The sequence below is a fragment of the Burkholderia sp. Tr-20390 genome (genome assembly GCF_017104595.1).
Taxonomy (GTDB): Bacteria; Pseudomonadota; Gammaproteobacteria; order Burkholderiales; family Burkholderiaceae; genus Burkholderia.
In genome coordinates, this window is record NZ_JAAGPC010000047.1 from 1 (window position 1) to 26,298 (window position 26,298).

Below are 26,298 nucleotides of genomic sequence, written 5' to 3' on the forward strand. Positions count from 1 at the left end.
CGTCCGGCAGGTTCGGCAGCGTGAGCTCGACGCCGCGCAGGTCGAGCGTGCCGGGCAGCGGCTGCTCGCGCTTCACGCTCGGCAGCGCGCGGCTCGCGTCGGGCCGCGCGGCGACGGGCGGCGCATTGCCGGTCGAGTTGTTCTGCGCGTCGGCCGGCAGCGATTCGACGTAGCGCAGTTCGTCGTCGGTGTCGTTGTAGCGGAGCACGGCGGGCGGCGCGCCGTCGACGACCACGTACGGGCGCGGGATCACGTCGCTGTAGCGCAGCAGCCAGTATTCGGCGACGAACGGCAGCTCGATGCGCTCGCCCGGTGCCAGCCGCACCGAGCCCGGTTGCGGCGTCAGTTCGTACAGGTCGCCGGTGAGCCGCCGCAGCGCGAAGCCGGGGCGGTCGATCCGCAGCAGGCGGCGGATGCTGTGCAGGTAGAGCTTCCAGCCGCCGTCGGCGATCGCCTGGTGGCCGCGGTTCTGCAGGATCAGGCGGCCGGTCGCGCAGGCCGCGCCGTCGGCGCCGAGATCGGCGCACGGCACGCCGGCCGCGGCTGCATGATTGTTGTCGACGGCGACGCGCAACGCGAGGCCGTTCGACAACTGCGCCGCGAGATCGGCCGGCGGCACGGGTGGACGGACGGTGCCGGCCGTCGCGAGCGCCGCGCTCGACGCTGGCGGTGCGCCGAGCGCGACCGGCGACAGCGCCGCGATCAGCAGGCCGGCAAACAGGGTGGACAAGGTTCGGTTCATGCGGACTCCTGAGACAAAAGGGGGCGTAGCGGCGTCACGGGATGACGTCGCTGCGAGCGGGTCTTTCAACGGAGCTGCGGGGACAACAGGGTGCGCGGGCGATGCGGCTGCCCCGCGCGAAGTCGGCACGCGGGCGCGTGCGTTACGGAACGGGTGGCGGGCAGGCGTGCCGGTCGGATCGGCGCGGGCGGGTACGCGTCTTCATCGGCGGTGCACGGCAGCGGCTGCTGCTGATGGTGACGCCGTGACGACGTGCCCATGGGCAGCGACGCGCGCGCGACCTGCGCGGTCGATGACGGCGACACTCGCCGACGACGCACAACCGGCCGCCACGCGCCGACGACGAGACGGCGCGCCAGCGCGCGCCACATTCGGGATTCGCATGTCTCCCCCACCCGGAAGGATTCGGCCTGTCAGCGGCCGTGTCCAAAGATCTTATGAAACCTTTTATTGGTATTCAAGTGGTATCAATCTGGCGCTAAATTGGCATCGCACCGGCGGGCCTGTCCAGCCGGCCGGAGGCGAAAAAAAACCTCGCGCGAGGCGAGGTTCCTTCCGGACGGCGGCGGCGCGATCGGCCGCGCGCGCATCAGTCGTGGCGAACGCGTGCTTCCTGCGTCTTCTGCCGCGCTTCGAGCCACATCGCATTGACGATGCCGAACGACAGCGCGACGCCGATACCGAGAATCCAGCTGAAATACCACATGATCCGACTCCTTGCGAAACGGTGGGCGAGGGCGCGTGCGCGCCCCGGCCCGGTTCAAAGCATCAATACAGCGAATGCTTGTTCTCTTCGAGCACCTCGCGCGTGACCTTGCCGCGCATCACGCGATACACCCAGCTCGTGTAGAGCAGGACGATCGGCAGGAACACGATCACCGCGAACAGCATCACCTGCAGCGTCATGTGGCTCGACGTGGAATCCCACACGGTCAGGCTGCTGCGCGGGTCGAGCGACGACGGCATGATGAACGGGAACATCGAGAAGCCGGCGGTCAGGATCACGCCGGTGATCATCAGGCCTGTGCAGAAGAACGCCGTCTTCTCCTGCTTCGAGCCGGCGAGCAGCAACGCGATCAGGCCACCCGCGATCGCGACGACGGGCGCCGCGATCATCCACGGGAATTCGCCGTAGTTCGCGAGCCACAGGCCCGAGCCGGCGGCGACGTCCTTGAGCAGCGGGTTCGCGACCGTATCGGTGGGCGCGGCGTGCGTGATGTGGAAGCCGCCGATGGTCGACGCGACCAGCACGCCGGCCAGCACGAACAGCACGACCGCGAGGAACGACGCCACGCGCAGCGCGACCGACGCACGGCGCGCGATCACGCCGTCCGTCTTCATCTTGATGAAGGCCGCACCGTGCGCGACGAGCATCGTGAGGCTGACGAGCCCGCACAGCAGCGCGAACGGGTTCAGCAGCGCCCAGAAGCCGCCGTAGTAGGTCACGCGCAGGTCGCTGTCGAACTTGAACGGCACGCCTTGCAGCAGGTTGCCGAACGCGACGCCGAACACGAGCGCCGGCACGAAGCCGCCGACGAACAGGCCCCAGTCCCAGCCCGCACGCCAGCGCGGGTCGGGCCGCTTGCTGCGGTAGTCGAAGCCCACCGGCCGGAAGAACAGCGCGAACAGCACGAGCAGCATCGCGAAGTAGAAGCCGGAGAACGACGCCGCGTAGACGAGCGGCCAGGCCGCGAACATCGCGCCGCCGGCCGTGATCAGCCACACCTGGTTACCTTCCCACGTCGCGCCGACGGTGTTGACGATGATGCGGCGCTCCTCGTCGGTCTTGCCGAGGAACGGCAGCAGCGCGGTCGCGCCCATGTCGAAGCCGTCGGTGACGGCGAAGCCGATCAGCAGCACGCCGACGAGCAGCCACCAGATCAGCTTGAGAGTTGCATAGTCCATAGCGATTCCTTGTTCCGTTTCAGGTGCGTGCTCACGCCGTGGCGCGCTCGCTGGCGGCCGCGATTTCGTGGTGATAGCGGCCGGTATGCAGCGACGACGGGCCGAGGCGCGCGTACTTGAACATCAGCTTGATCTCGATGACGAACAGCGCGGTATAGAACAGGATGAAGCCCGCGAGACTCAGGTACAGGTCGCTCGGCTGCAGGCTCGACGCGGACAGGTGCGTCGGCAGCACGCCGGCGATCGTCCACGGCTGGCGGCCGAGCTCGGCGACGATCCAGCCGAATTCGATCGCGATCCACGGCAGCGGGATCGCCCACACCGCATAGCGGAGGAACCAGCGGCGGTTGTCCTGCAGCAGTTCGCGGCGCGCGCAGAACCAGAACGCGGCGATGAACGTCGCGACGAACAGGAAGCCGAGGGCCACCATGATCCGGAACGAGAAGAACACGGGCGCGACCGGCGGGATCGTCTTCTTCGCGGCGGCCTTGATCTGCTCGGGCGTCGCGTCGACCACGTTCGGCGTGAACTGCTTGAGCATCAGCCCGTAGCCGAGATACTGCTTGTGCTGGTCGAACAGCGCGCGGGTCGCGTCGCTCGTGTCGCCCTGCTTGATCTTCTGCAGCGCGCCGTACGCGACCATCCCGCTCTGGATGTGCTCCTCGCTGTGCTTCGCGAGCTCGCGCAGGCCGATCACCGGTTCGTCGATCGAGCGCGTCGCGATCAGGCCGAGCGCGTACGGGATCTTGATCGCATAGTCGGTGCGCTGTTCTTCCTGGTTCGGGATGCCGATCAGCGTGAACGATGCGGGTGCCGGCTGCGTTTCCCATTCGGATTCGATCGCGGCGAGCTTCATCTTCTGCACTTCGCCGGTCGTATAGCCCGATTCGTCACCGAGCACGATCACGCACAGCGTCGCCGCGAGGCCGAAGCCGGCCGCGACCGCGAACGAGCGCAGCGCGAAGTCGACGTCGCGCTTCTTCAGCAGGTACCACGACGACACGCCGAGCACGAACATCGCCGCCGACACATAGCCGGCCGACACCGTGTGCACGAACTTCACCTGCGCGACCGGGTTGAACAGCACGTCGAACAGGCTCGTCATCTCCATGCGCATCGTCTGGTAGTTGAACTCGGCGCCGACCGGGTTGTTCATCCAGCCGTTCGCGACGAGGATCCACAGCGCGGACAGGTTCGAGCCGAGCGCGACGAGGAACGTGACCATCAGGTGCTTGACCTTCGACAGGCGGTTCCAGCCGAAGAAGAACAGGCCGACGAACGTCGATTCGAGGAAGAACGCCATCAGGCCTTCTACCGCGAGCGGTACGCCGAAGATGTCGCCGACATAGTGCGAGTAGTACGACCAGTTCGTGCCGAACTGGAATTCGAGCGTGATGCCGGTCGTCACGCCCATCGCGAAGTTGATCCCGAACAGCTTGCCCCAGAACTGGGTCATGTCCTTGTAGACCTGTTTGCCGGTCATCACGTACACCGCTTCCATGATGACGAGCAGCCAGGACAGGCCGAGCGTCAGCGGCACGAACAGGAAGTGGTAGAGCGCCGTGATGCCGAACTGCAGACGTGACAGATCGACGACTTCACTACTTATCATGGTGGTCTCCCTCGGTAGATGCAGGCGCCGGTACCGAGAGCAGCTTCTCGGCGACGGCGGCAGGCGGCAACGACATGTGCTCGGCCTGCGGATGATTGAAGAATGCGTATTTGAGCGACATCAGGAGGATCAGCTTGACGATCAGCACCAGGGTGATGTCGCGGGCGAGGGTCGGGCCGCGTGCCCACGCGGCGATGCGCGCGCGCCAGCCGATCGTGCCGGCCGGCCGCGCGGGCGGCGGCGCAGGCTCTTTATTGATCGAGATCAAGGCGAATATCCTGAATCGATTTAAATCTGATTTGGGGCGACTTTACGTCGGATTTATGACGGCCGTGAAGCTGTTTTAATCCTTTTGCGCCTGACATGCCAATTTTAAAAGGACGGCTTTCCGATGCCGAGTGCTGCGCTGCGGCAGACCGTCGCGAAACACGGGCCGAAACTTGAGGCAGATCAAGGTTATGCGGAAGGGGCCCCCAAACGGCCTATTACCTGACGAATCAGGTCAATTAATCCGCACTGAAACGCGCCGAGAAACGAACGAGGCAGCGAATGAAAAGCAGCGGAAAAGACGGGCGAAAAAAAACCGCTGCCGGTCGGGCAGCGGTTTTTGATGAAGCGCTCTAAATCGCAGCGATTTACGCGTATTCGGCGAGGGCGGTGCGCATCTTTTTCATCGCGCTCGCCTCGATCTGGCGGATGCGTTCCGCCGACACACCGAACTCGGCGGCGAGATCGTGCAGCGTCGAGCCGCCCGAGCCGTCGTCGTCGACGTGCAGCCAGCGCGCCTCGATGATGCGGCGGCTGCGCGCGTCGAGTGCGCCGAGTGCCTGCGCGATGCCGTCCGTCTGCAGCGTGTCGCGCTGACGCGCGGCCAGCACGGCGGTCGGTTCGTTGTGCGAGTCGGCCAGGTAGGCGATCGGCGCGTACGACTCCTCGCCGTCCTCGACCTGCCCTTCGAGCGCGATGTCGCCGCCCGACAGGCGCGTTTCCATTTCGGTCACGTCTTCGCGCTTGACGTTCAGTTCCTTCGCGAGGCCGTCGATTTCCTCGGGCGTCATCGCCTGCAGGCCTTTCTTGTGGCTGCGCAGGTTGAAGAACAGCTTGCGCTGCGCCTTCGTCGTCGCGACCTTCACCGTGCGCCAGTTGCGCAGGATGTACTCGTGAATCTCGGCCTTGATCCAGTGGATCGCGTACGACACGAGACGCACGTTCTGGGCCGGATCGAAGCGCTTCACGGCCTTCATCAGGCCGATGTTGCCTTCCTGGATCAGGTCGCCGTGCGGGAGACCGTAGCCGAGATAGTTGCGCGAGATCGACACGACGAGCCGCAGGTGCGACAGCACGAGGCGGCGTGCCGAGTCGAGGTTGTTGCCCTCGCGGAATTCGGTCGCGTACTGGCGTTCCTCTTCCGGCGTCAGCAGCGGAATGCGATTGACGGCCTGGATATACGCGTCGATGTTGCCAAGCTGGCCCGGCAACATCGATTGGGCTGCGAGCGCCAGCGAGCCTGCCGATGCGGCCTTGGCCGGCGTCGGGCTCAGGGTGTTCGGGAGGGTCAGGGCGTTGCTCACTAAAAACTCCTTTGGAATCAGGGACAAACCCCCGGTCTCGGATGAGATTCCGGGAGCCATCTTAGCACTCCCGGAAACCGAGTGCTAATTCCTTAGAGCAAGCGTGGGCATCGGAGTTCCCGCTTTTTCTATCGAGCAAGTCGAGTCGATAGTCTATTCTGCGACAGAGGGGGCGAAGCGAAGTTCCGTAAGCCGTTGTTTCTGATGGTAATCAGTAGACGATTTCAATTTTTGTCGTTTTGGAAGCAAGCCATTTCGCTTTGTGATGCCGATCCGAAAAGTCCTTTACCATACCATTCAGTTCGCTTGAGCCGGCCGATGCGGCTGGCTCCATTCAACCCCCAAAGTTGGAGTGACAGATGAACAATAAGAAGAATCGCCGGCCCCGCAGCCGGCTTGCGCTGCACGCGATGCTGGCGGCGTCCCTTCTGGCCGGATCGGGTGCGGCATGTGCGGATCGATGGGGGATTCAGGCGGGCGGTGGTTTTTCGGATCGCCGCGGGGTCGACAAGGCCGATCTCGGCGTGGTGTGGGATCCGGGCTGGAACTGGTGGGAAATCGGCGGCTGGCACTTCGCGTTCGTCGTGGAAGGGCACGCCGGCTACTGGCACACGGGCGGCAACGTCCACGGCAACATCGGCGAATTCGGCGTGACGCCGATGTTCCGCTTCATCAGGAGCGCCGGGGAGATCCGCCCGTTCATCGAGGCCGGCGGCGGCGTGAGGCTGCTGACGCACCCGACGATCTCGGATCACTTCTCGTTGGGCACCGCGTTCCAGTTCGCGCCGACGGCGGGGGTGGGCGTGCAGTTCGGCCAACGGCAACAGTATCAGGTCGGCTACCATTTTGAACATGTGTCTAACGCGGGTATCAAAGAGCCGAATCCTGGTATAAATTTCCACCAGTTCTACTTGCAGTACAACTTCTGATCCGCACGCCCGCGCACGGCGTGCGCGTTGCCGAGGAGTCAGGCGATGGCGAAGGTGGTCGATGCGATCCGCGCGCTCGAGCGCGATCGGTTCCGGGCGATGGTGGACGGGGACGGCGAGGCGCTCGACACGCTTTTGTCGGACAAGGTGTTCTTCGTCCACACCAACGGCAAACGCGAAACCAAGCAGCAGTTCATCGACGCCATCGTCGCCGGCCGCCGCCGCTATCGCCAGATCGAAATCCAGTCGCAGGACGTGCTGCCCGTCGGCGATGAAACCTGCGTCGTCACCGGGCGCGCGTTGATCGAGATGGAAACGAACAACGGCGGCCTGGTCTTCCCGATTGCCTATACCTCCGTCCACACCCACCAACAGGGCCGCTGGAGCCTGTTCGCGTGGCAGGCGACGCGGTGCGCGACCGAGACATGAGCGCGCGTGGCGCTTCTTTTCATGTCCCGACCGAAGCGGCCTTCTGGGCCGCTTTTTGCTGCCTCGTGCGACGCGGATCGCGCGGCGCACGGGCGGTCACGCCCCGCTCGCTGACGTTTGAACCCTGAAACGGAACCTGCCGCTCAGGCCGCCGCGCGGCGATCCGCGCAGTGCCATGCCGAGCGGTTGATCGCGCTGACCACCGCGTCGAGCGCGGCGCTCGCCGCATCGGCGTGCAGGCCGACGCCGTGCCGCAGCGGCGCATCGCCGACCCGGCAGCCGACCGATACCGCGATCCGTCCATCCGTCGTGCGGGCGTGTTCGCACGACGCGACGTCGATCGCGGCGCCGGCGGCCGCCGCGAATGCCGCGGCCAAACGTCGCACGGCCTCGTCGGGCGTCGTGTCTGGCGCGGGCACTGCCGCGATCTCGCGGTTCTGCCAGCGCACGCCGTTGCCGTGTCGCTCGGCCGGCCCGTCGGTGTCGAAGAATTCGCGCGCGAACAACGCGCAGATCGCGTCGCCGGTCACTTCCTCGCCGGACGCGTCGGCGAGCGTCTGCACCGCATGGCTGAATTCGATCTGCACGCGGCGCGTGGGCGTGAAGCCCATCCCGCGTTCGAGCAGGAACGTCGCGCCGCCCTTGCCGGACTGGCTGTTCACGCGGATCACCGCGTCATAGCTGCGGCCGAGGTCGGCCGGGTCGATCGGCAGGTACGGCACTTCCCAGGCCGCGTCGGGGCGCTGCTGCGCGAAGCCCTTGCGGATCGCGTCCTGGTGCGAGCCCGAGAACGCGGTGAACACGAAGTCGCCCGCATACGGGTGGCGCGGATGCACGGGAATCTGGTTGCAGCGTTCGACGACGCGGCGCACCGCGTCGATGTCGGAGAAATCGAGGCCCGGATCGACGCCCTGCGTGTAGAGATTCAGCGCGAGCGTGACGAGATCGACGTTGCCGGTGCGTTCGCCATTGCCGAACAGGCAGCCCTCGATGCGGTCGGCGCCCGCGAGCAGCGCGAGTTCGGCCGCCGCGACCGCGGTGCCGCGATCGTTGTGCGGATGCACGGACAACACGATGCTGTCGCGGTACGCGAGGTTGCGGTCCATCCACTCGATCTGGTCGGCGAACACGTTCGGGCTCGCGGCTTCGACGGTGGCCGGCAGGTTGACGATCATCTTGTGATCGCGGGTCGGCCGCCAGGTCTGCGCGACCGCGTCGCAGATCTCGCGCGCGAACGTCAGCTCGGTCATGCTGAAGGTTTCCGGCGAGTACTGGAAGGTCCACTGCGTGTCGGGGCGCGCGGCGGCGTGTTCCTTGATGATGCGCGTGCCGTCGATCGCGAGCGCCTTCACGTCGGCCTTTGACATCCCGAACACGATGCGGCGGAACGACGGGCAGACCGCGTTGTACAGGTGCACGATCGCGCGCGGCACGCCTTCGAGCGCATCGAAGGTGCGGGCGATCAGGTCCTCGCGCGCCTGCACGAGCACTTCGATCGTCACGTCGTCGGGAATCCGCTTGTCGTCGATCAGCTTGCGGACGAAATCGAAGTCGGTTTGCGACGCCGACGGAAAACCGACTTCGATCTCCTTGAACCCGATCGCGACCAGCATCTCGAAGAACTCGAGCTTCTGCTCGATGCTCATCGGCTCGATCAGCGATTGGTTGCCGTCGCGCAGGTCGGTGCTCATCCAGACGGGCGCGCGCTCGATGGTGCGCGACGGCCATTTGCGGCCATTGAGGCGGACGGGCTCGAACGGACGGTACTTGTCTTGCGGATTGCGCTGCATCTTCTGGACCTCGGGTCTCAAGTCGCGAGCGAAGACGGGCGGCATGGGCGACGGTTGGCGCTGCCTCGCTCCGCGGCACGTGAACGCGCTGCGGATGCGGATGATCTTCGCGAGTCGGCCGACGGATAGACGGACGAATGCTGACGACTTCGGGTTGTAAAAACTACGAGAGGGGTACTGCGAGGAACTGCTGGGAGGGACCGTGCGGACAGCACACGGCGCTACGAAAGCCTTAGGCTAGTCGTAGCGATAGCGGCCGCGCTAGGCGGCCGGAGGTAATTCGGAGGGGGTTCGGAAAGGAACGCATGAGGGCAACTCTATGCCAGGATGCGCTCGCGTGTCAAATGCCCTGCAAGCGGGGCCGGTTCGCGAGCGTGCCTTCAGCGTGCGATGCGGGCGATCTGCACGATCGTCGCGACCTGCCGGGCGACCGTGTCGGGCACCGGCACTTCGCCGCGCAATACGGCGTCGGTCCACGCGGCCGTCGTGGCCGCGTCGCGCGATTCGGGCAGGGCGACAGCAGGCGCATCGGTCGACGAGCGTTCTGCGTCGATCAGCGTGTCGCACACGCCGTCGTGCAGCCAGTCGACCTGCACCTGGCGCCGCGTGTCGGCAACGGCTTCGCCCTCGGTGCCGCGTGCCAGCAGCGCGCCGCCGAGCGCGGCATCCGGATGGTCGCGGAACAATTGCGCCAGGCTGTCGCGGTACGGCGGGTGCGTGTAGTTGACGAGCCGCAGGCCGGCCGGCGCGAACGGCTGCAGGATCTTCACGAGCGTGTGCGTCGAGTTGCGCACGCCGAGCACGCTGCGCATCGACAGCAGGCGTGCGATGCGCGGCGCCAGCACCTCGATCGACGCGAACGCGACGCGGCGCTCGGCGAGCATGTCCTCGATGGCATCGTGCGAAGCCGACGGTGCGAGCGACAACGCCGAGAAGATCTCGGCGCTCGTCACGCGGCCCGGATCCTGCTCGACGCCATGCACGAGCACCGGCACGCCTTCGCGCGCGAGCAGCAGCGCGAGCAGCGGCACGAGGTTCGGCTGCTTGCGCGCGCCGTTGTAGCTCGGGATCGACACGGGGCGGAACGCGGCATCCTGCACGTGCACCGGCTCGAACGACGCCTGCGCGGCGGCGAGCATCGCGGCCAGCTCGTCGGCGGATTCGCCCTTCAGCCGATAGGCGATCAGGATCGCGCCGAGTTCGACGTCCGACACGCGTGCGTCGAGCATCGCGCGATAGAGCTCGAACGTGTCCTCGGCGGACAGCGCGCGTGCGCCGTGCGGGCCGCGGCCGATTTCCTTGATGAAGCGGGCGCACGGGAACGGAACGGCGGCGGGATCGTGGGAAGCGGTCATCGGGGCGTGGGGCGGGCGGCCGGCATCGGGCCGCGCTGTGAGCGGTGAGGAATGCCCCGAGTATCGCACGGGTGCGGCTGCCGCCAAGCGAGGCCGCGCGGCGCGGCGCGCTACACTCTGAGTCCCGGCGGTGCGCGCCGGCTGCGCCGCGCCCGTGCCGTCGCCGGCCGAATACGACTACGAGAGACATCCCATGAAGCTTTACAGCTATTTCCGCAGTTCCGCGTCGTACCGCGTGCGGATCGCCCTGAACCTGAAGCAGCTGCCGTTCGACTATGTCCCCGTGCACATGCTGCGCGACGGCGGCGAGCAACTGAAGGACGCGTACCGCGCGCTGAATCCGGATGCGGTCGTGCCGACGCTGATCGACGGCGACGCGACGCTGCAGCAGTCGCTCGCGATCATCGAATATCTCGAGGAAACCCATCCGGAGCCGGCGCTGCTGCCGAAGCAGCCGGTCGATCGCGCGTATGTGCGTGCGGTCGCGCTGCAGATCGCGTGCGAAATCCATCCGCTCAACAACCTGCGCGTGCTGAAGTACCTGAAGCACACGCTGAAGGTGCCCGAGGAGGCGAAGAACGCGTGGTACCGGCACTGGATCGAGGCGGGCTTCGAGACACTCGAGACGCGTCTCGCGAGCGATCCGCGCACCGGTAAGCTGTGCTTCGGCGATGCGCCGACGCTCGCCGACATATGCCTCGTGCCGCAGGTGTTCAACGCGAACCGCTTCTCGATCGACACGACGCGCTATCCCACGATCCAGCGGATCGTCGACCATGCATCGACGCTCGATGCGTTCAAGGCCGCCGAGCCCGGCGCGCAACCCGACGCCGAATGAGCGTGATGCGCTCGGCATGCATGACCGGGCGCGCATGAAAAAGGGCGCCCGAAGGCGCCCTGTGCGATGCGTGCCGGCGATGTTCAGCCGAGCAGCGCGTCCGCGAATTCGACCGCGCTGAACGGCTGCAGATCCTCGACCTTCTCGCCAACGCCGATGAAGTACACCGGCACCGGGCGCTGCCGCGCGATCGCGGCGAGAATCCCGCCCTTCGCGGTGCCGTCGAGCTTCGTGACGATGAGGCCGGTGAGGCCGAGCGCGTCGTCGAATGCCTTGACCTGCGTGAGCGCGTTCTGGCCGGTGTTCGCATCGATCACCAGCAGCACTTCGTGCGGCGCACCGTCGTGTGCCTTCGAGATCACGCGCTTCACCTTCTTCAGCTCTTCCATCAGGTGGAGCTGCGTCGGCAGGCGGCCGGCCGTGTCGGCCATCATCACGTCGATCTTGCGCGCGCGCGCCGCGCTGACCGCGTCGAAGATCACCGCGGCCGGATCGCCGCTTTCCTGCTGCACGACCGTCACGTTGTTGCGCTCGCCCCAGACCGCCAGCTGTTCGCGCGCGGCCGCGCGGAACGTGTCGCCCGCGGCCAGCAGCACCGACTGGTCGAAACTCTGCAGGTGCTTCGCGAGCTTGCCGATGCTGGTCGTCTTGCCCGCACCGTTCACGCCGGTGATCATCATCACGAGCGGCTGCGCGCGGCCGAGCATCAGCGATTTCTCGAGCGGCGTCAGCAGTTCGACGAGCAGGTCGTGCAGTGCCGATTTCACCTGCTGCGGGTCGGTCAGGCGGCCCGTGCGCACCTTTTCGCGCAGCGCGCCGAGCAGGTACTCGGTCGCGTCGACGCCCGCGTCGGACATCAGCAGCGCGGTTTCGAGCTCCTCGTACAGATCCTCGTCGATCTTCGTGTTGACGAACACGCCGGTGATGCTCGAGCCCGTCTTGGCGAGCCCCGTTTTCAGGCGCGCGAGCCACGATTTCTTCGCGGTGGCGTCCTGCAGCGGCGGCGGGACGATTTCGACCGTCTCGACGACTTCGTCGCGGCCATCGTTGGTCGGCGTGACCGTCATCACGACGGCCGGCGCGGCCGGTTGCGCGGGCGCTTGCGGCACGTCGGCCGCGGGCGGGGCCTCGACCGCGGGCGCTTCGGACGGTTCGTCCGTTTGCTGCGCGTCGGCCGATTGCGATTCCGCCGGATCGGGCTCCTGCGTTTTCTTGAATCGTTTGAAGAAGCTGAACATGGTCTGACGTCGGGAAGAGGGCGGGCCGCCGCCAGGGGCGGGCACCGGACGGGCCGTTTTGCGTTCGCGCGGGCGCGGCGCACGGCGGCCGAAACCGTGCATTTTATCAGTGCGGCGTGGCGCTCGCGCCAGCGCGCATCGCCGCTGTGGTAACGTGCGCCTGTTTAGCGGTGCGCCCCCGCGCGCGCCCGGTCCCTCCGTCGTCGATATTCAGTATGTCCCGTTCCTCTCCCGGCCGCCCGGCGGCCCCTTCTGGCCGCGGCAAGCCGCACACGATCCGCATCATCGGCGGTGACTGGAAACGCACGCCGCTCGCGGTGCTCGATCTCGACGGCCTGCGGCCGACGCCCGATCGCGTGCGCGAGACGCTGTTCAACTGGCTCGGCCAGGATCTCGAAGGCCGGCGTTGCCTCGACCTGTTCGCGGGCACCGGCGCACTCGGTTTCGAGGCGGCGTCGCGCGGCGCGGCGAGCGTCGTGATGGTCGAGCGCCATCCGCGCGCCGCGCAGCAGCTGCGTGCGATCAAGGACAAGCTCGGCGCGCGTGCGGTCGAGGTTGCCGAGGCGGACGCGCTGCGGCTCGCGGCCGGGCTCACGCCGGGCGCGTTCGACGTCGTGTTTCTCGATCCGCCGTTCGACGATCTGGCCGCGCTCGAGCGCGCGATTGCGCTGGCGGCGCCGCTCGTCGCGGCGGGCGGCGCGCTGTACGTCGAGACGGGGGCGGAGCTCGATCCGGCCGCGCACGACGCACTCGCCGGCTGGGAGGTCGTGAAGCACGGCAAGGCCGGTGCGGTTCACTATCATTTGCTGCGGCGCGAAAATGATGAATAATGCGCGTTCCATACGAGGCGGCGCGCCGCAAAGGCGACGCATGCCCATCTCGGCAGCGGCGTGCGCATCGCACCGCTGCCATCCCGTTTGCGTGATGACAGGAGGAGCGACATGGTAGTCGCCGTGTATCCCGGTACGTTCGATCCGCTGACGCGCGGGCACGAAGACCTCGTGCGGCGTGCGTCGAGCATTTTTGATACGCTGGTGGTCGGTGTGGCCGACAGCCGCGCGAAAAAGCCGTTCTTCTCGCTCGAAGAACGTCTGACGATTGCGAACGAGGTGCTCGGCCATTATCCGAACGTGAAGGTGATGAGTTTCACCGGCCTCCTGAAGGATTTCGTCCGCACCAACAATGCGCGCGTGATCGTGCGCGGCCTGCGCGCCGTGTCCGATTTCGAATACGAGTTCCAGATGGCGGGGATGAACCGCTACCTGCTGCCCGACGTCGAGACGATGTTCATGACGCCGTCCGATCAGTACCAGTTCATCTCGGGGACGATCGTGCGCGAAATCGCGCAATTGGGCGGCGATGTCAGCAAGTTCGTGTTCCCGTCCGTCGAGAAGTGGCTGACCGAGAAAGTCGCTGCGATCGGAGGCCCTGCCGCGTGATGCGGCGCCGGCCGGTTTCGTTGCGAAGCCGGCCGTCGGCCTGAAGAAGTGAGATCAGTATGGCTTTGATGATTACCGACGAGTGCATCAATTGCGACGTGTGCGAGCCCGAGTGCCCGAACGGCGCGATTTCGATGGGCCCGGACATCTACGTGATCGACCCGAACAAGTGCACCGAGTGCGTCGGCCATTTCGACGAACCGCAGTGCCAGCAGGTGTGTCCGGTCGAATGCATTCCGCGCGATCCGCAGCATGACGAATCGCACGCGCAATTGATGGAGAAGTATCACGCGTTGACCGCCGAAAAGGGCGACGACGCGTCGTGACCCCGCGGTGACGCGCGCGCTCGAGTCCTTCGGCACGACCGTCACGCATCCGGATCGGCGCCGCCCGGCGCCGGTTCTTCCGTTTCAGGCCAGCAGCTCGCGCAACGCCGCGACGAGCGCATCGCATTCGGCGTCGGTGCCGACGGTGATGCGCAGGTGCTGGTCGATCCGCGGCAGCCGGAAGTGCCGCACGAAAATCTCCCGTTCCTTCAGTTTCGCTGCGATTGCGCCCGCGTCGTGCGCGGGATGGCGCGCGAACACGAAATTCGCGGCCGACGGCACGATGTCGAAGCCGAGCGCGTCGAGCGCATGCGTCAGACGCGACCGGCTGTCGATCACGCGCCGGCAGGTTGCGTTGAAATAGTCGGTGTCTTCATAGGCGGCCTGCGCGGCCACTTGCGCGAGCCGGTCGAGCGGGTACGAGTTGAAGCTGTCCTTCACCCGGTTCAGCGCGTCGATCAGCGCGGCATCGCCGAATGCGAAGCCGACGCGCATGCCCGCGAGCGAGCGCGCCTTCGACGTCGTGTGGACGACGACCAGGTTCGGGTAGCGGTCGATCAGCGTGATCGCGGACTGCGCGCCGAAGTCGACATACGCTTCGTCGATCACGACGACCGACGACGGATTCGCCGCTGCGATCCGCTCGACGTCAGCGAGCGGCAGCGCACGCCCGGTCGGCGCGTTCGGGTTCGGAAACAGCACGCCGCCGGCGTCGTCGAGATAGTCCTCGACACGGATCGAGAAGTCGTCCGCGAGCGGCACGATCGACGTCTGGACGCCGTACAGGCGCGCGTAGGTCGGATAGAAGCTGTACGTGATGTCGGGGAAGCGCAGCGGCCGGTCGTGCTTGAGCAGCGCCTGGAACGTGTGCGCGAGCACCTCGTCGGAACCGTTGCCGACGAACACCTGCTCGGGCTTGATCCGGTGATGCGCCGCGACCGTTTCGCGCAGCGCGCGCGCAACCGGGTCGGGATAGCGGCGTAGCGTGTCGCCGGTCTCGCCGAGTTCGCGTGCGATTGCCGCGACGACGCGTGGCGACGGCGGATAGGGATTCTCGTTGGTGTTCAGCTTCACGGGGTGTGCGAGCGCGGGCTGCTCGCCCGGCACGTAAGGCACGAGTTGCTGAACGATGTCGCTCCAGTAACGGCTCACCGCTTGGCTCCTGTCGGGCAAAGCGACCAGATTACCGCATGTGCGCGCAGGGCGGGGCCGCCCGGCGGCACCGGACGGCTCGATGCACCGGAGCGGTGCGATGCGGTCAGTTGCGATGCAGCTGCATCGTCGCGCGGTCGAGTTCGCCCTTGACGACCATCGGCATCACGGCGAGCGCACGTTCGATCGACGCGTCGATCACGTCCTGTTCCTCGCGGCGCGGCGGTTTCAGCACGAAGTTCGCGACGTCGGGCTTCGCGCCGGCGCGCGCGCTTTCCGGAATCAGGTCGCGCGGATGGCCGATGCCGATCCGCAGCCGCCAGTACTGCTGCGACGACAGGTGCGCGGTGATGTCCTTCAGGCCGTTGTGGCCCCCGCTGCCGCCGCCGAGCTTCAGCTTCACGGTGCCGGGCGGCAGGTCGAGCTCGTCGTGCGCGACGAGGATCTGGTCGGGCAGGATCTTGAAGAATTGCGCGAGCGCGACGACTGACTGGCCGGAGCGGTTCATGTAGGTTTGCGGCTCGAGCAGGTGGACTTCCTCGCCGTGCAGGCGCGCTTTCGCGTAGAAGCCATGGAAGCGGCGCTCGTCGCGCAGCGTCGCGCCGGCTTCGCGGGCGAGCTGGTCGATCAGCCAGAAGCCGGCGTTGTGGCGCGTCGCGGTGTATTCCGCCCCGGGATTGCCGAGGCCGACGATCAGTTTGATCATGACGTTTCGAAGGCGGCAACGGCCGCCTGGGCGCAGAAAAAGAAAAACCCGCCGGGCAAGCCGCGGCGGGTTGCGTCGACCGTTTCGAGAAACGGATCGATGGGGCGCGTGGGCAGCCCGCTCAGGCAGCCGGCGTTTCGCCTTCTGCTGCGTCCGACACGGCACCAGCCGGGACCGTCGCCGATGCGACAACCGGGTTTTCCGCGTCGATGTGCGCGACCAGCGCGACGCCCTTCGGCAGCGTGATGTCCTTCGCGTGCAGCGATTGACCGGCTTCGATCTTCGACAGGTCGACTTCGAGGAACTCCGGCAGGTCAGCCGGCAGGCACTCGATTTCGATTTCCGTCGCGACGTGCGAAACGATCGCGCTCGACAGCTTCACGGCCGGGCTGATTTCAGCGTTCAGGAAGTGCAGCGGAGCCTTCGTGTGCAGCTTCTTCTTCGCGTCAACGCGTTGGAAGTCCACGTGCAGCACCAGTTGCTTGAACGGGTGGTATTGCACGTCGCGCAGCAGAACCTGTTGCGACCGGCCAGCCACTTCGAGGTCGAGGATCGACGAGTGGAAAGCTTCCTTCTTCAGGGCGTGCCACAGGGCGTTGTGATCGAGTTCGATCTTTTGCGGGGCTGCTTCGCCACCGTAAACGATACCCGTGGTCTTACCAGCGTTGCGCAGGCGGCGGCTCGCACCCGTACCTTGCTCTTGGCGCTCGAAAGCGACGACTTTCATGTGATTCTCCAATAGCTGCCCGCGACCAGGCAGTAAAACGGGGCCGTCAAATTGCGGCCCCCGATGAAACGGCCGGGGTTTCGTCTATCCCGTCCGATTGTGCAAAAAGCGAAGCGTTGCCGCTTCGCTTTCCGCGCATGCTTTGTTCAGTCGATTCGCGATCAGGATTCCGCGAACAGCGACATCACCGAGTCGCCGCGGCGGATCCGCGAGAACGTTTCGGCCAGCAGGCTCGCGCTCGTCAGTGCACGGATCTTCGAGCAGCCGAGCGATTCGGCGGACAGCGGGATCGTGTCGGTGACGACCAGCTCGTCGAGTGCCGATGCGGCGATGCGGTCGCCTGCGCCACCCGACAGCACCGGGTGCGTCGCGTAGGCGAAGACCTGCTTCGCGCCGCGCTCTTTCAGCACTTGAGCAGCCTTGCAGAGCGTGCCTGCCGTATCGACCATGTCGTCCATGATCACGCAGGTGCGGCCTTCGACTTCACCGATGATGTTCATCACTTCGGAGACGTTCGCCTTCGGGCGACGCTTGTCGATGATCGCGAGATCGCAGTTGAGCTGCTTCGCGAGTGCCCGGGCACGCACCACGCCGCCGACGTCCGGCGACACGACGAGCAGATCCGGGTAGTTCTGCTTGCGCAGGTCACCCAGCAGGATCGGCGTTGCGTAGATGTTGTCGACCGGGATGTCGAAGAAGCCTTGAATCTGGTCGGCGTGCAGATCCATCGTGATGATCCGCTCGACGCCGGCGATTTCCAGCATGTTCGCGACGACCTTCGCCGAGATCGCGACGCGCGCCGAACGCGGGCGGCGATCCTGACGGGCGTAACCGAAGTAGGGGATGGCTGCAGTGATCCGGCCGGCGGATGCGCGCTTGAGCGCATCGACCATGATCATCAGTTCCATCAGGTTGTCGTTCGTCGGTGCGCACGTGGATTGCAGGACGAAGACGTCCTTGCCACGCACGTTTTCCTGGATCTCGACCTGGATCTCGCCGTCGGAGAAACGGCTGACCATTGCTTTGCCGAGGGGAATTCCAAGGATATTGACGACTTCCTGGGCGAGCGCGGGATTCGCGTTGCCAGTAAAAACCATCAGGCCGTCATGGCTGCTCATCGTGCACCTGCTTCGGGCTTAGGCGGGAAATGCGGGAAAATTTTTGGCAGGGGAGGAAGGACTCGAACCCTCGCATGCCGGAATCAAAATCCGGTGCCTTGACCAACTTGGCGACTCCCCTACACTTAACTGATAACTTCACCGAACTTGTGTAGGCCGTTCGGCAAAGTAAAACTTCATGACGCGAAAGCGAAGAGCGGATGCTCGTTCAGGCTCTCGGCAACTGCACCGTTCCAACTGGTGGGCAGCTTGGCTTGCGCCGCTTCTGCCTCATGCTTGCTGCGAAACGCTGCAAACACGCTTGCTCCGGAGCCGGTCATCCTCGCGGGGGTCACATCATACAACCATTTGACCACCTGCGCAACTTCCGCGTACTTACTTGTCACAACTTGCTGCATATCGTTCCGGCCGAAACTATCTGGCCATCCCGCGTCGCTGCTTTGCTGTGCAAGAAAGTCCGTAATTGTGACGCGCTTCGAATCTCTTGTCAACAACTCATCTGAAAATATTTCAGCGGTTGGGACGTGAACGCGGGGCGTTACAACCAAGAACCAGCGAGTCGGCAATTGTACCTCAGCTAATTCTTCTCCGATACCCTCTGCGAACGCATTTTTTCCAAAAATAAAAAACGGGACGTCTGCGCCGAGTTTTACCGCGAGCGACTGGAGTTCGGCGCGCGGCAGGTCGAGTTGCCACAGGCGGTTCAGCGCGAGCAGCGTCGTCGCCGCGTCGGAGCTGCCGCCGCCGAGGCCGGCCCCCATCGGCAGGCACTTGTCGATCTCGATGTCGACACCGTGCGCGGTGCCCGTATGCGCTTTCAGCAGGTTGGCTGCGCGCACGACAAGATCGCTTTCCTCGGGCACGCCGGGTACGTCGGTGACGCGTGCGACGCGGCCGTCGTCACGGAGCGTGAAGTGCAGCGTGTCACCCCAGTTCAGCAACTGGAACACACTCTGCAGATCGTGATAGCCGTTCGGACGGCGGCCGGTGATGTGCAGGAACAGGTTGAGTTTCGCGGGCGCAAGGCAGTTGCGCAGCGAGCGGGTCGAATCGGTCATGCGTATGTCTGGGCTGGGCCAGTGCTCACTGATCGAGCACGAGCTTGATGTCGAGCGGCGGTGTCGCGCGCACGAGGTTGACGCGTTTGACGCCCGTGGCCGGGGCATCCGCGTAGGCAAGGTAGTCGATCGTCCAGCCGTCCTGGCGGATCTGCTTGACGCGCGTACCGTCGGCCGGATCGCGCACCGTCTGCGCGGGCGTGGCGGGCGCGGCGGTCGGCAGCAGCCAGTAGCGCAGGCCCGCGAGCGGCAGTTCGAAACCGAGCGTTTTCTGCATCAGGTCGCCGACGTCCGGCGCATATTGCGTCGGACGGTTCGGCAATTCGAGCGACGCCGCGCGCGGCGTCGATTTCACGACCGCGAGCGTCTGGCCGAGCGGGCTGCGCAGCTCGAGCGACACGTCGTCGCCGTGCTCCTGCCAGTCGAAGTTGCCGTACACGTTCTGCGGATTGCCGAGACGGTCGTCGTACCGCACCGCGAAGCGGCCATGGTAAGCGTGCGTGGCGGCGGTCTGCAGCGCCGCGCCGGCCGGCGCGCTGGCCGACGGCGGCGTGCTCGCGCAGCCGGCGAGCACGAGTGCCGCGCCGGCTGCGACCAGCGTGCGCTGCGCGCGGAAGGACAGGGAAAACGTCGGGAACATCTGCATCAGAGACCGTTGATCTGGAGGCGTTTCAGCGTCTGCACGAGCGTGTCGTTGTCCGGCTCGAGCTTCTGTGCGTCACGCCATGCGGAACGCGCATCGTCCTGCGCGCCGCTCTTCCACAGCACTTCGCCGAGATGCGCGCCGATCTCGGCGTTCGGCTGCAGTTCGTACGCACGCCGCAGCACCTTCGCCGCGCCGGCCGTATCGCCCATCCGGTACTTCACCCAGCCGAGGCTGTCCATGATGTACGCGTCGTTCGGCGCGAGCGTCATCGCCTTGTCGATCAGCTTGCTGGCTTCGGGGAGCCGCTGGTTGCGGTCGGCGAGCGAATAGCCGAGTGCGTTGTACGCCTGCGGATTGTCGGGCTGCGTGCGGATCAGCTCGCGCAGCTGCTTTTCCATCGTCGTGTAGTGGCCGGTCTTTTCGGCCGCCATCGCGTAGTCGTAGCGCAGGTCGGGATCGTCGGGGAAGTCCTGGACCGCCTGCCCGAGCCGTGCCTCGGCTTCCGGGTAGCGCTTCGCGGTGAACAGGATCGACGCGTCGGTGCGTGCGACCACGGCCGCGTCGCGCGGATCCGTGATCGGCAGGTCGTCGAGCACCTTGCGCGCCTCGTCGGTCTTGCCCTGTTTCTGCAGCAATTGAGCGCGCGTGATCTGCGCGGGCAGGTAGTGCTGGCTCGTCTGGTCGACCTTGTCGAGCCACTGCGACGCCTGCGCGTCGTTGTTCTGGTCGATCGCGATCTGCGCGAGGTAGATGTAGCCCTGGCCGACGTCGAGATTCGGCTGCTTGTCGCCGAGCTGGACGTACTGCTTCAGGTAGCCGGTCGCTTCGTCGAGCTTCTTCTGCTGGATCTTGATCAGCGCGAGCGCCATCAGCGGCGTCGGATCCTTCGCGTCGAGCTTGCGCATCGTCTCGAACTGCTTCTGCGCGTCGTCGAGGCGATCGTCGGCGAGATAGAGCTGCGACAGCGCGAGCCGCGCATCGCGCGACTTCGGATTCTGCTGAACATACTTCTCGAACGACGTGATGCCCGCCGCGCGTTCCGCCGGCCCCATCTGCGACAGCATCAAAGCTGCCGGCAGGTAGTCGGGGCGGAGCTGCAGCGCCTGCTTCAGCGACTGCGCGGCGCCGTCCTTGTCGTCGACCGCGAGCTGCTGGCGCGCGATCGCGAGCTGGGCTTCGGGCCGGTTCAGGTCGTTCTTCAGCATGTCCTTCAGCACCGCGAGGCCGCCGACGCGGTCGGAGCCGCGCACGAGCAGCGCCTGCAGCGCGAGGATCGCCGGGCCGCGCGTCTCGCCGGTCGCCCGGGCCAGCTCGCGCGCGAGCATCGGCTGTGCATCGGCCGGCTTGCCGGCGAGCACCAGCAATGCGGCGTCGACCTGCGATGCGCGATTCGAATCGGGTGCGTACTGGCGCCACAGGTTCGCGGCGGACAGCGCGTCGGCCGGGCTCTGCGCGCCGAGCGCGATCTCGGTCGCACGCTGCGCCATGCGCGGATCGCGCGTGTCGCGGGCGAGCGCGAGGTAGGTCTGGTAGGCCGGCGCGGGCTGGTTACGCTGCAGCGCGACCTCGGCGGCGAGCACCTGGTAGACGATCTGGCTCGTCAGCGGAACGCCGGGGAGATCCTTTTTCTCGTCCGGCATCACATGCTCGAACGCGCCCTGCGACTCCGCGTCGTCCGATGCCGGATCCTGCGCGTGGGCCGGGAAGGCGGTGAGGGTCCAGGCGGCAAACAGCGCGGCGCCGAGTGCACGGCGGACCGGGAAGGCGCGCGCGCCGCGCACGGCGGCGGGACGCTTCTGAAGCAGCTTCGAGGGCAGAGTCATGGAAATCCGTTCGATGTTTCAACCGATTGTAACGCGCTCGCTACAATACACGCACGATCGTGAATCCAGTCTCAGACCCGCAAAACATGCCAGAGTTGCCAGAAGTCGAAGTCACGCGCCGGGGCATCGAGCCCTTTGTCGCGGGCCGCCGCGTCGAGCGTGTCGACGTCCGTACCGAGATGCTGCGCTGGCCCGTGCCGGCGGGGCTCGCCGAGCAGTTGCGCGCGCGCGAGGTGCGCGCCGTCGAGCGTCGCGGCAAGTACCTGCTGTTCGAGGTCGACGCGGGCTGGTTCATCGTCCACCTCGGCATGACGGGCACGCTGCGCGTGCTGCCCGCGGCCGGCGTGCCGGTCGCCGCGAAGCACGACCACATCGACTGGATCTTCGACGAATTCGTGCTGCGGTTCCGCGATCCGCGCCGCTTCGGCGCGGTGCTGTGGCACCCGCGCGAAGCGGGCGACGTGCATGCGCATCCGCTCCTCGCGAGCCTCGGCGTCGAGCCGTTCTCGCCGGCGTTCACCGGCGCGCTGCTGCACGCGCGCACGCGCGGGCGCACCGTGTCGGTCAAGCAGGCGCTGCTCGCGGGCGACATGGTCGTCGGCGTCGGCAACATCTATGCGTCGGAGAGCCTGTTTCGCGCCGGCATCCGGCCGACGACGGCCGCCGGCAAGGTGTCGCTGCCGCGCTACGAGCGTTTGGCCGACGCAGTGCGCGCGACGCTTGCCGACGCGATCGAGCGCGGCGGCAGCACATTGCGCGATTTCGTCGGCAGCAACGGCGAAAGCGGCTATTTCCAGCTCGACTGCTTCGTCTACGACCGTGCGGGCCAGCCATGTCGCGTATGCAACACGCCGATCCGCCAGATCGTGCAGGGCCAGCGGTCGACCTATTTCTGTCCGACCTGCCAGCGTTGAAACCTTTTTCCACAATTAGATAACTTGAAGCCGCCCCGCATCGCCCCCGCTCCGTTCCCCGTCACGCCGCTGCATCGCACGTTCGCCACGCGCCTGGTCGCGTGGCAGCGCGAGCATGGCCGCCACGACCTGCCGTGGCAGAACACCCGTGATCCGTACCGGATCTGGCTGTCGGAAATCATGCTGCAGCAGACGCAGGTATCGACCGTCATCCCGTATTACACGCGCTTTCTCGAACGCTACCCCGACGTCGCCGCGCTCGCGGCCGCGCCGACCGACGACGTGATGGCGCTCTGGGCGGGGCTCGGCTATTACTCGCGCGCGCGCAACCTGCATCGCTGCGCGCAGGTCGTCGTCGCCGAGCACGGCGGTGCGTTCCCGGCGACGCCCGACGCGCTGGCCGAATTGCCGGGCATCGGCCGTTCGACGGCCGCGGCGATCGCGTCGTTCGCGTACGGCGCGCGCGCGACGATCCTCGACGGCAACGTGAAGCGCGTGCTTGCGCGGGTGTTCGGCGTCGAGGGCTTCCCGGGCGAGAAGCGTGTCGAGAACGACATGTGGGCGCTCGCCGAATCGCTGTTGCCCGACGCCGCGAACGCGGCCGACGTGAGCGCGTACACGCAGGGGCTGATGGATCTCGGCGCGACGCTGTGCGTGCGCGGCAAGCCCGATTGCGCGCGCTGCCCGTTCGCGGGCGACTGCGTCGCGCAATCGACGGGCCGCCAGCGCGAACTGCCGGCCGCGCGGCCGAAGAAGGCCGTGCCGACCCGCAAGACCTGGATGCTCGTGCTGCGCGACGGTGACGCCGTGCTGCTCGAGCGGCGGCCGCCGACCGGCATCTGGGGCGGGCTGTGGAGCCTGCCGCAGGCGGACGGCGACGCCGCGCTCGCGGAACTCGCACGCGGCTTCGGCGGCGGCGGCACGGTGCCGCTCGCGCCGCTCACGCACACGTTCACGCATTTCCGGCTCGAGATCGAGCCGCGGCTGAGCGACATGGCCGACGGCGGCCTGCCTGCCGGCGCGCGGGACGCGGACACCGCCTGGGTGCCGCTGAGCCGGCTCGACGCGTATGGCGTGCCGGCGCCCGTGCGCAAGCTGCTCGATGCACTGAGCGGGCCGCTGCTGTAACGAAGGGGAGAGGCGCGGCGCATGCCGCGCTTTCAGGGAGACGTCGGACGCTCGTGGTTTTTCGTGCCGACGGAAGCCGCCTTGGGTTGGCTGGCGCGAAGTGGCTGTCTGGGGTGATACAGAAAACGCCGGCCCGGCTTTTCGCCCGGAAGGAAGCCCCTCGGGGGATGCCGTCTCCCGGATAGCTCAGGCAAAGCGACAGGTCCCGGGCACGCTATAACCAGCCATGCCGGTCGAGCACGTGGTGCACGGCGTCGATGCGTGCGCCGACGTCCGGAAACTCCATCAGCTTCTGCCGCGCGCGCAGGTCGAGCGGCAGCAGTTCCGCGAGACGGTTCGATACCCAGCTCGGATCGTCGAGGCGGAACGGTTCGCCGAATGGCATCTTCTCCGGATCGGACTTCTTCAGTGCGTCGATGATGCGCTCGAGCACCTCGGCGCACGAGCCGAACTGCGCGAGTGACTGCTCGCCTTCGAGCGGGATGTCGTCGGGCAGCGGCTCCGCGATGCCGACCAGCAGCCCGTTGCCTTCGACGCGATACGACAGCAGCTCGAAACGCTGCGTGCCGACCGCCTGCAGGTACAGCATGCCGAATTCACCGGTATCGCATTCGGTGATGCGCGCCATGCAGCCGATGGTCTCCGGCACCGATACGGCGCCGTCCTGCGCGACTTCCGGCCCGCTCTTCAGCAGGCACACGCCGAACGGTGCGTCGTCGCGCAGGCACGCGCGGGCCATGTCGAGATAGCGCGCCTCGAACACCTTGAGCGGGAGCAGGCCCCCCGGAAACAGCACCGTGTGCAGCGGAAACAGCGGCAGGTCGATCAGGGTGGTCGATAGGGAGGACATGGCGCGCGGGCGTTGGGGCGGGCGTCGCTAGGGTCGGTCGACCTCGGAGACGAGCCGCGACGACGCGTCGACATCCACTGGCGCGTCACGATGCCGCACGATCACGTTCGCGTCGTGCGCAAGGCGCGCGGCGAGCGTTTCCGCGATGAACACCGACCGATGCTGCCCGCCGGTGCAGCCAATGGCGACGGTCAGGTAGCTGCGGTTGTCATCGCGGAAGTGCGGCAGCCATTTCATCAGGAACGCATGGATGTCGTCGATCATCTGATGGACGATCGGCAGTGCGTCGAGAAAGGCGATGACCGGCTGGTCGAGCCCGGTGAGCGGGCGCAACTCGTGGTCGTAGTACGGATTCGGCAGCGCGCGCACGTCGAACATCAGGTCGGCGTCGAGCGGCACGCCGCGCTTGAAGCCGAACGATTCGAACATCACCATCAGGTCGTTGTTCTTCTGCTCGATGAAGCGCTTGACCCACGTCCGCAGCGCGTTCGCGCGCAGCGTGCTCGTGTCGATCTGGTGGCCGAATTCGGCGAGCGGCGCGACGAGGTGCCGTTCGCGCTCGATCGCTTCCTCGAGCGACGACAGCAGGCCGACGTCCGCATCGTGCGACAGCGAGCCGGACAGCGGATGGCGGCGGCGCGTCTCGGAGAAGCGCTGGATCAGCGCCTGGGTGCTCGCGTTGAGGAACAGCACGCGCACGTCGTGCTCGCGCGACAGGTCGCGGATCAGGCCGGGCATTTCGTCGAGCGACGCACTCGAGCGCGCGTCGATCGCGACCGCGAGCCGGCGCTGGCCATCCTCGGCGAGGTAGCGGGCGAGTTCGGGGAGCACGTGCGGCGGCAGGTTGTCGACGCAGTAATAGCCTGCGTCTTCGAGCGCGTTCAGCGCGACGGACTTGCCTGAGCCGGAGATGCCGGTGATGAGGACGATGCGCATGGGAAGCAGAGAATCCTGACGTTTCATCATAGCACCGGCTCGACGCGTCGGCGTTGCGTGGCCGGCGCGTGCGGTTACACCAGTTTGCCGGGGAACTGACTGTCGGGATCTTGCATCGCGAGTCGTTGCCGATCCATGAAATCGCGCAACGTGTCGATTCCGCGCAACTGCAGGATCGTGTTCCGGACGGCCGCCTCGACGAGCACCGCGAGGTTGCGGCCGGCCGCGACCTGGATCGTGACCTTGCTGATCGGCAGGCCGAGCACGTCGACGGTCTGGCTTTCGAGCGGCAGGCGCTGGAATTCGCCGTCGGGGCGCCGCACGAGCTGGACGATCAGCTTCAGCTTCATTTTCCGCCGCACGGCGGTTTCGCCGAAGATCGTCTTGATGTCGAGCAGGCCCAGACCGCGCACTTCGAGCAGGTTCTGCAGCAGCGGCGGGCAGCGCCCTTCGACGAAATCGGGGCCAAGTCGAACGAAATCGACCGCGTCGTCGGCGACGAGGCCGTGGCCACGGCTGATCAGCTCGAGGCCGAGCTCGCTCTTGCCGAGGCCCGAATCGCCGGTCAGCAGCACGCCCATCCCGAGGATGTCGATGAACACGCCGTGCAGCGTCGCGCGCGGCGCGAGGATGCGCGACATGTAGAGCCGCAGGCTGTCGATCACCGCGGCGGCCGACATGGGCGTGGTGAACAGCGGGGTCGACGAGCGCGTGCAGCGCAGCACGAGTTCGGGCGGCGCCGCGGCCCCGCCGGCGACGACGAGGAACGGCGGCTCGAGCGCGATCAGCTCGGCCATGTGGCGCGAGCGGTCTTCGTCGGTTTGCCGCTGGTAGTAGTCGATTTCGGCTTCGCCGAGCACCTGGATCCGGTTCGGGTGGATCAGGTTCAGGTGGCCGACGAGGTCGGCGCTCGAGGTTGCATTGCCGACGGTGTCGGCCGAAAAACCGCGCTCCCAGCCTTCATGCCCCGTCAGCCAGCTCAGTTTCAGCGTGGCCGCGTTGTCGTCGAAGATGCTCTGGGCGTTGATGCTGGACGTATCCATGACTCTCGTCACTCCAATGGGCC

The 26,298-nt window shown here is 66.5% G+C and carries 27 protein-coding genes and 1 tRNA gene; 8 read left to right on the forward strand and 20 right to left on the reverse strand.

The window, feature by feature from the left end:
• The 6 genes from G3N98_RS15305 to rpoH form a co-directional block, all read right to left on the reverse strand.
• Window positions 1–742, reverse strand: a 742-nt coding sequence (locus G3N98_RS15305) for a carbohydate-binding domain-containing protein (RefSeq protein WP_206148603.1), incomplete at its 3' end; no start/stop codon positions are given.
• A 589-nt stretch (window positions 743–1,331) separates the two neighbouring features.
• Window positions 1,332–1,448 carry a cytochrome bd-I oxidase subunit CydX gene (gene cydX, locus G3N98_RS15310; protein ID WP_011353251.1) on the reverse strand — a complete coding sequence of 39 codons (117 nt, stop codon included), beginning with the start codon at window positions 1,446–1,448 and terminating at the stop codon, window positions 1,332–1,334.
• Between the two features lie 62 nt (window positions 1,449–1,510).
• Window positions 1,511–2,647 carry a cytochrome d ubiquinol oxidase subunit II gene (cydB, locus tag G3N98_RS15315; protein ID WP_089431705.1) on the reverse strand — a complete coding sequence of 379 codons (1,137 nt, stop codon included), beginning with the start codon at window positions 2,645–2,647 and terminating at the stop codon, window positions 1,511–1,513.
• A gap of 31 nt (window positions 2,648–2,678) precedes the next feature.
• The gene (locus G3N98_RS15320) at window positions 2,679–4,259 is read right to left on the reverse strand and encodes a cytochrome ubiquinol oxidase subunit I (RefSeq protein ID WP_089431704.1); all 1,581 of its coding nucleotides are present in this window, start codon (window positions 4,257–4,259) and stop codon (window positions 2,679–2,681) included.
• Window positions 4,249–4,527, reverse strand: coding sequence for a cytochrome oxidase putative small subunit CydP (cydP, locus tag G3N98_RS15325; protein ID WP_089426366.1), 279 nt, complete (start codon window positions 4,525–4,527; stop codon window positions 4,249–4,251). The genes G3N98_RS15320 and cydP overlap by 11 nt, the downstream gene beginning before the upstream one ends.
• A gap of 367 nt (window positions 4,528–4,894) precedes the next feature.
• Complete coding sequence (gene rpoH / locus G3N98_RS15330; RefSeq protein ID WP_089426365.1) at window positions 4,895–5,830, reverse strand: RNA polymerase sigma factor RpoH; 936 nt, start codon at window positions 5,828–5,830, stop codon at window positions 4,895–4,897.
• Between the two features lie 359 nt (window positions 5,831–6,189).
• Between rpoH and G3N98_RS15335 the strand changes: the two genes are divergently transcribed.
• Together G3N98_RS15335 and G3N98_RS15340 are read left to right on the forward strand one after the other, a co-directional pair.
• Window positions 6,190–6,759, forward strand: a complete 570-nt coding sequence (locus G3N98_RS15335) for an acyloxyacyl hydrolase (RefSeq protein ID WP_206148604.1) — start codon at window positions 6,190–6,192, stop codon at window positions 6,757–6,759.
• A 45-nt stretch (window positions 6,760–6,804) separates the two neighbouring features.
• Complete coding sequence (locus G3N98_RS15340; protein ID WP_069248904.1) at window positions 6,805–7,188, forward strand: nuclear transport factor 2 family protein; 384 nt, start codon at window positions 6,805–6,807, stop codon at window positions 7,186–7,188.
• Window positions 7,189–7,331: 143 nt separating this feature from the next.
• Here the strand turns inward: G3N98_RS15340 and leuA are convergent, their stop codons facing one another.
• Entirely contained in the window at window positions 7,332–8,978 is a 1,647-nt protein-coding gene (gene leuA / locus G3N98_RS15345; protein ID WP_206148615.1) for a 2-isopropylmalate synthase, read from the reverse strand.
• Between the two features lie 380 nt (window positions 8,979–9,358).
• Window positions 9,359–10,333: a DNA-binding protein YbiB gene (gene ybiB / locus G3N98_RS15350; protein WP_089473585.1), complete on the reverse strand. Its 975-nt coding sequence runs from the start codon at window positions 10,331–10,333 to the stop codon at window positions 9,359–9,361.
• A gap of 193 nt (window positions 10,334–10,526) precedes the next feature.
• Here ybiB and maiA point away from each other — a divergent pair, with 193 nt between their 5' ends.
• Window positions 10,527–11,171, forward strand: a complete 645-nt coding sequence (gene maiA / locus G3N98_RS15355) for a maleylacetoacetate isomerase (protein WP_206148605.1) — start codon at window positions 10,527–10,529, stop codon at window positions 11,169–11,171.
• A gap of 83 nt (window positions 11,172–11,254) precedes the next feature.
• On the opposite strand, the gene ftsY is transcribed toward maiA, so the two are convergent.
• Entirely contained in the window at window positions 11,255–12,409 is a 1,155-nt protein-coding gene (ftsY, locus tag G3N98_RS15360) for a signal recognition particle-docking protein FtsY (protein WP_089473584.1), read from the reverse strand.
• A 215-nt stretch (window positions 12,410–12,624) separates the two neighbouring features.
• Between ftsY and rsmD the strand changes: the two genes are divergently transcribed.
• The 3 genes from rsmD (at window position 12,625) to G3N98_RS15375 (ending at window position 14,174) form a co-directional block, all read left to right on the forward strand.
• Window positions 12,625–13,239: a 16S rRNA (guanine(966)-N(2))-methyltransferase RsmD gene (rsmD, locus tag G3N98_RS15365; RefSeq protein ID WP_089426360.1), complete on the forward strand. Its 615-nt coding sequence runs from the start codon at window positions 12,625–12,627 to the stop codon at window positions 13,237–13,239.
• A 111-nt stretch (window positions 13,240–13,350) separates the two neighbouring features.
• Window positions 13,351–13,848, forward strand: coding sequence for a pantetheine-phosphate adenylyltransferase (coaD, locus tag G3N98_RS15370; RefSeq protein WP_039346084.1), 498 nt, complete (start codon window positions 13,351–13,353; stop codon window positions 13,846–13,848).
• Between the two features lie 59 nt (window positions 13,849–13,907).
• Window positions 13,908–14,174, forward strand: a complete 267-nt coding sequence (locus tag G3N98_RS15375) for a YfhL family 4Fe-4S dicluster ferredoxin (protein WP_069248899.1) — start codon at window positions 13,908–13,910, stop codon at window positions 14,172–14,174.
• Between the two features lie 84 nt (window positions 14,175–14,258).
• Here G3N98_RS15375 and hisC read toward each other — a convergent pair whose 3' ends face one another.
• The 8 genes from hisC to G3N98_RS15415 all read right to left on the reverse strand — a co-directional run bounded on the left by hisC (window position 14,259) and on the right by G3N98_RS15415 (window position 21,404).
• The gene (gene hisC / locus G3N98_RS15380) at window positions 14,259–15,326 is read right to left on the reverse strand and encodes a histidinol-phosphate transaminase (protein ID WP_206148606.1); all 1,068 of its coding nucleotides are present in this window, start codon (window positions 15,324–15,326) and stop codon (window positions 14,259–14,261) included.
• A gap of 106 nt (window positions 15,327–15,432) precedes the next feature.
• Complete coding sequence (gene pth, locus G3N98_RS15385; RefSeq protein WP_021163050.1) at window positions 15,433–16,032, reverse strand: aminoacyl-tRNA hydrolase; 600 nt, start codon at window positions 16,030–16,032, stop codon at window positions 15,433–15,435.
• Window positions 16,033–16,153: 121 nt separating this feature from the next.
• On the reverse strand, window positions 16,154–16,759 hold the full coding sequence (locus G3N98_RS15390; RefSeq protein ID WP_206148607.1) for a 50S ribosomal protein L25/general stress protein Ctc: 606 nt from the start codon (window positions 16,757–16,759) through the stop codon (window positions 16,154–16,156).
• A 161-nt stretch (window positions 16,760–16,920) separates the two neighbouring features.
• On the reverse strand, window positions 16,921–17,877 hold the full coding sequence (locus G3N98_RS15395) for a ribose-phosphate pyrophosphokinase (RefSeq protein WP_089426358.1): 957 nt from the start codon (window positions 17,875–17,877) through the stop codon (window positions 16,921–16,923).
• 44 nt (window positions 17,878–17,921) lie between these two features.
• A tRNA-Gln gene (locus G3N98_RS15400) sits at window positions 17,922–17,998 on the reverse strand.
• Between the two features lie 55 nt (window positions 17,999–18,053).
• A complete protein-coding gene (gene ispE / locus G3N98_RS15405; protein WP_206148608.1) occupies window positions 18,054–18,935 on the reverse strand; it encodes a 4-(cytidine 5'-diphospho)-2-C-methyl-D-erythritol kinase in 882 nt (293 codons plus the stop codon).
• Window positions 18,936–18,960: 25 nt separating this feature from the next.
• Window positions 18,961–19,581 carry a lipoprotein insertase outer membrane protein LolB gene (gene lolB, locus G3N98_RS15410; RefSeq protein WP_206148609.1) on the reverse strand — a complete coding sequence of 207 codons (621 nt, stop codon included), beginning with the start codon at window positions 19,579–19,581 and terminating at the stop codon, window positions 18,961–18,963.
• Window positions 19,581–21,404 (reverse strand): tetratricopeptide repeat protein, encoded by a 1,824-nt coding sequence (locus G3N98_RS15415; protein WP_089456955.1) that lies wholly within the window; start codon window positions 21,402–21,404, stop codon window positions 19,581–19,583. Before G3N98_RS15415 ends, lolB begins: the two co-directional genes overlap by 1 nt.
• 86 nt (window positions 21,405–21,490) lie before the next feature.
• On the opposite strand from G3N98_RS15415, the gene mutM reads away from it, so the two are divergent.
• Both mutM and mutY read left to right on the forward strand, forming a co-directional pair.
• Entirely contained in the window at window positions 21,491–22,318 is an 828-nt protein-coding gene (gene mutM / locus G3N98_RS15420) for a bifunctional DNA-formamidopyrimidine glycosylase/DNA-(apurinic or apyrimidinic site) lyase (protein ID WP_089426354.1), read from the forward strand.
• 24 nt (window positions 22,319–22,342) lie between these two features.
• Entirely contained in the window at window positions 22,343–23,446 is a 1,104-nt protein-coding gene (mutY, locus tag G3N98_RS15425; protein ID WP_089426353.1) for an A/G-specific adenine glycosylase, read from the forward strand.
• A gap of 214 nt (window positions 23,447–23,660) precedes the next feature.
• On the opposite strand, the gene G3N98_RS15430 is transcribed toward mutY, so the two are convergent.
• The 3 genes from G3N98_RS15430 to hprK form a co-directional block, all read right to left on the reverse strand.
• Window positions 23,661–24,296: an LON peptidase substrate-binding domain-containing protein gene (locus G3N98_RS15430; protein ID WP_089426352.1), complete on the reverse strand. Its 636-nt coding sequence runs from the start codon at window positions 24,294–24,296 to the stop codon at window positions 23,661–23,663.
• A 27-nt stretch (window positions 24,297–24,323) separates the two neighbouring features.
• Window positions 24,324–25,232 carry an RNase adapter RapZ gene (rapZ, locus tag G3N98_RS15435; protein ID WP_089473581.1) on the reverse strand — a complete coding sequence of 303 codons (909 nt, stop codon included), beginning with the start codon at window positions 25,230–25,232 and terminating at the stop codon, window positions 24,324–24,326.
• A 74-nt stretch (window positions 25,233–25,306) separates the two neighbouring features.
• Entirely contained in the window at window positions 25,307–26,275 is a 969-nt protein-coding gene (gene hprK, locus G3N98_RS15440; RefSeq protein ID WP_011353227.1) for an HPr(Ser) kinase/phosphatase, read from the reverse strand.
• Between the last annotated feature and the right edge of the window lie 23 nt (window positions 26,276–26,298).

What these genes read in the sequence shown, in the direction of transcription:
- hprK (WP_011353227.1), bottom strand. Translation starts at nt 26,275, where the DNA reads ATGGATACGTCCAGCATCAACGCCCAGAGCATCTTCGACGACAACGCG.
- G3N98_RS15375 (WP_069248899.1), top strand. Translation starts at nt 13,908, where the DNA reads ATGGCTTTGATGATTACCGACGAGTGCATCAATTGCGACGTGTGCGAG.
- G3N98_RS15390 (WP_206148607.1), bottom strand. Translation starts at nt 16,759, where the DNA reads ATGAAAGTCGTCGCTTTCGAGCGCCAAGAGCAAGGTACGGGTGCGAGC.
- G3N98_RS15415 (WP_089456955.1), bottom strand. Translation starts at nt 21,404, where the DNA reads ATGACTCTGCCCTCGAAGCTGCTTCAGAAGCGTCCCGCCGCCGTGCGC.
- ybiB (WP_089473585.1), bottom strand. Translation starts at nt 10,333, where the DNA reads ATGACCGCTTCCCACGATCCCGCCGCCGTTCCGTTCCCGTGCGCCCGC.
- ftsY (WP_089473584.1), bottom strand. Translation starts at nt 12,409, where the DNA reads ATGTTCAGCTTCTTCAAACGATTCAAGAAAACGCAGGAGCCCGATCCG.
- rsmD (WP_089426360.1), top strand. Translation starts at nt 12,625, where the DNA reads ATGTCCCGTTCCTCTCCCGGCCGCCCGGCGGCCCCTTCTGGCCGCGGC.
- G3N98_RS15320 (WP_089431704.1), bottom strand. Translation starts at nt 4,259, where the DNA reads ATGATAAGTAGTGAAGTCGTCGATCTGTCACGTCTGCAGTTCGGCATC.
- cydX (WP_011353251.1), bottom strand. Translation starts at nt 1,448, where the DNA reads ATGTGGTATTTCAGCTGGATTCTCGGTATCGGCGTCGCGCTGTCGTTC.
- coaD (WP_039346084.1), top strand. Translation starts at nt 13,351, where the DNA reads ATGGTAGTCGCCGTGTATCCCGGTACGTTCGATCCGCTGACGCGCGGG.
- G3N98_RS15430 (WP_089426352.1), bottom strand. Translation starts at nt 24,296, where the DNA reads ATGTCCTCCCTATCGACCACCCTGATCGACCTGCCGCTGTTTCCGCTG.
- rapZ (WP_089473581.1), bottom strand. Translation starts at nt 25,232, where the DNA reads ATGCGCATCGTCCTCATCACCGGCATCTCCGGCTCAGGCAAGTCCGTC.
- G3N98_RS15395 (WP_089426358.1), bottom strand. Translation starts at nt 17,877, where the DNA reads ATGAGCAGCCATGACGGCCTGATGGTTTTTACTGGCAACGCGAATCCC.
- lolB (WP_206148609.1), bottom strand. Translation starts at nt 19,581, where the DNA reads ATGCAGATGTTCCCGACGTTTTCCCTGTCCTTCCGCGCGCAGCGCACG.
- leuA (WP_206148615.1), bottom strand. Translation starts at nt 8,978, where the DNA reads ATGCAGCGCAATCCGCAAGACAAGTACCGTCCGTTCGAGCCCGTCCGC.
- cydB (WP_089431705.1), bottom strand. Translation starts at nt 2,647, where the DNA reads ATGGACTATGCAACTCTCAAGCTGATCTGGTGGCTGCTCGTCGGCGTG.
- G3N98_RS15335 (WP_206148604.1), top strand. Translation starts at nt 6,190, where the DNA reads ATGAACAATAAGAAGAATCGCCGGCCCCGCAGCCGGCTTGCGCTGCAC.
- pth (WP_021163050.1), bottom strand. Translation starts at nt 16,032, where the DNA reads ATGATCAAACTGATCGTCGGCCTCGGCAATCCCGGGGCGGAATACACC.
- mutM (WP_089426354.1), top strand. Translation starts at nt 21,491, where the DNA reads ATGCCAGAGTTGCCAGAAGTCGAAGTCACGCGCCGGGGCATCGAGCCC.
- maiA (WP_206148605.1), top strand. Translation starts at nt 10,527, where the DNA reads ATGAAGCTTTACAGCTATTTCCGCAGTTCCGCGTCGTACCGCGTGCGG.
- ispE (WP_206148608.1), bottom strand. Translation starts at nt 18,935, where the DNA reads ATGACCGATTCGACCCGCTCGCTGCGCAACTGCCTTGCGCCCGCGAAA.
- G3N98_RS15340 (WP_069248904.1), top strand. Translation starts at nt 6,805, where the DNA reads ATGGCGAAGGTGGTCGATGCGATCCGCGCGCTCGAGCGCGATCGGTTC.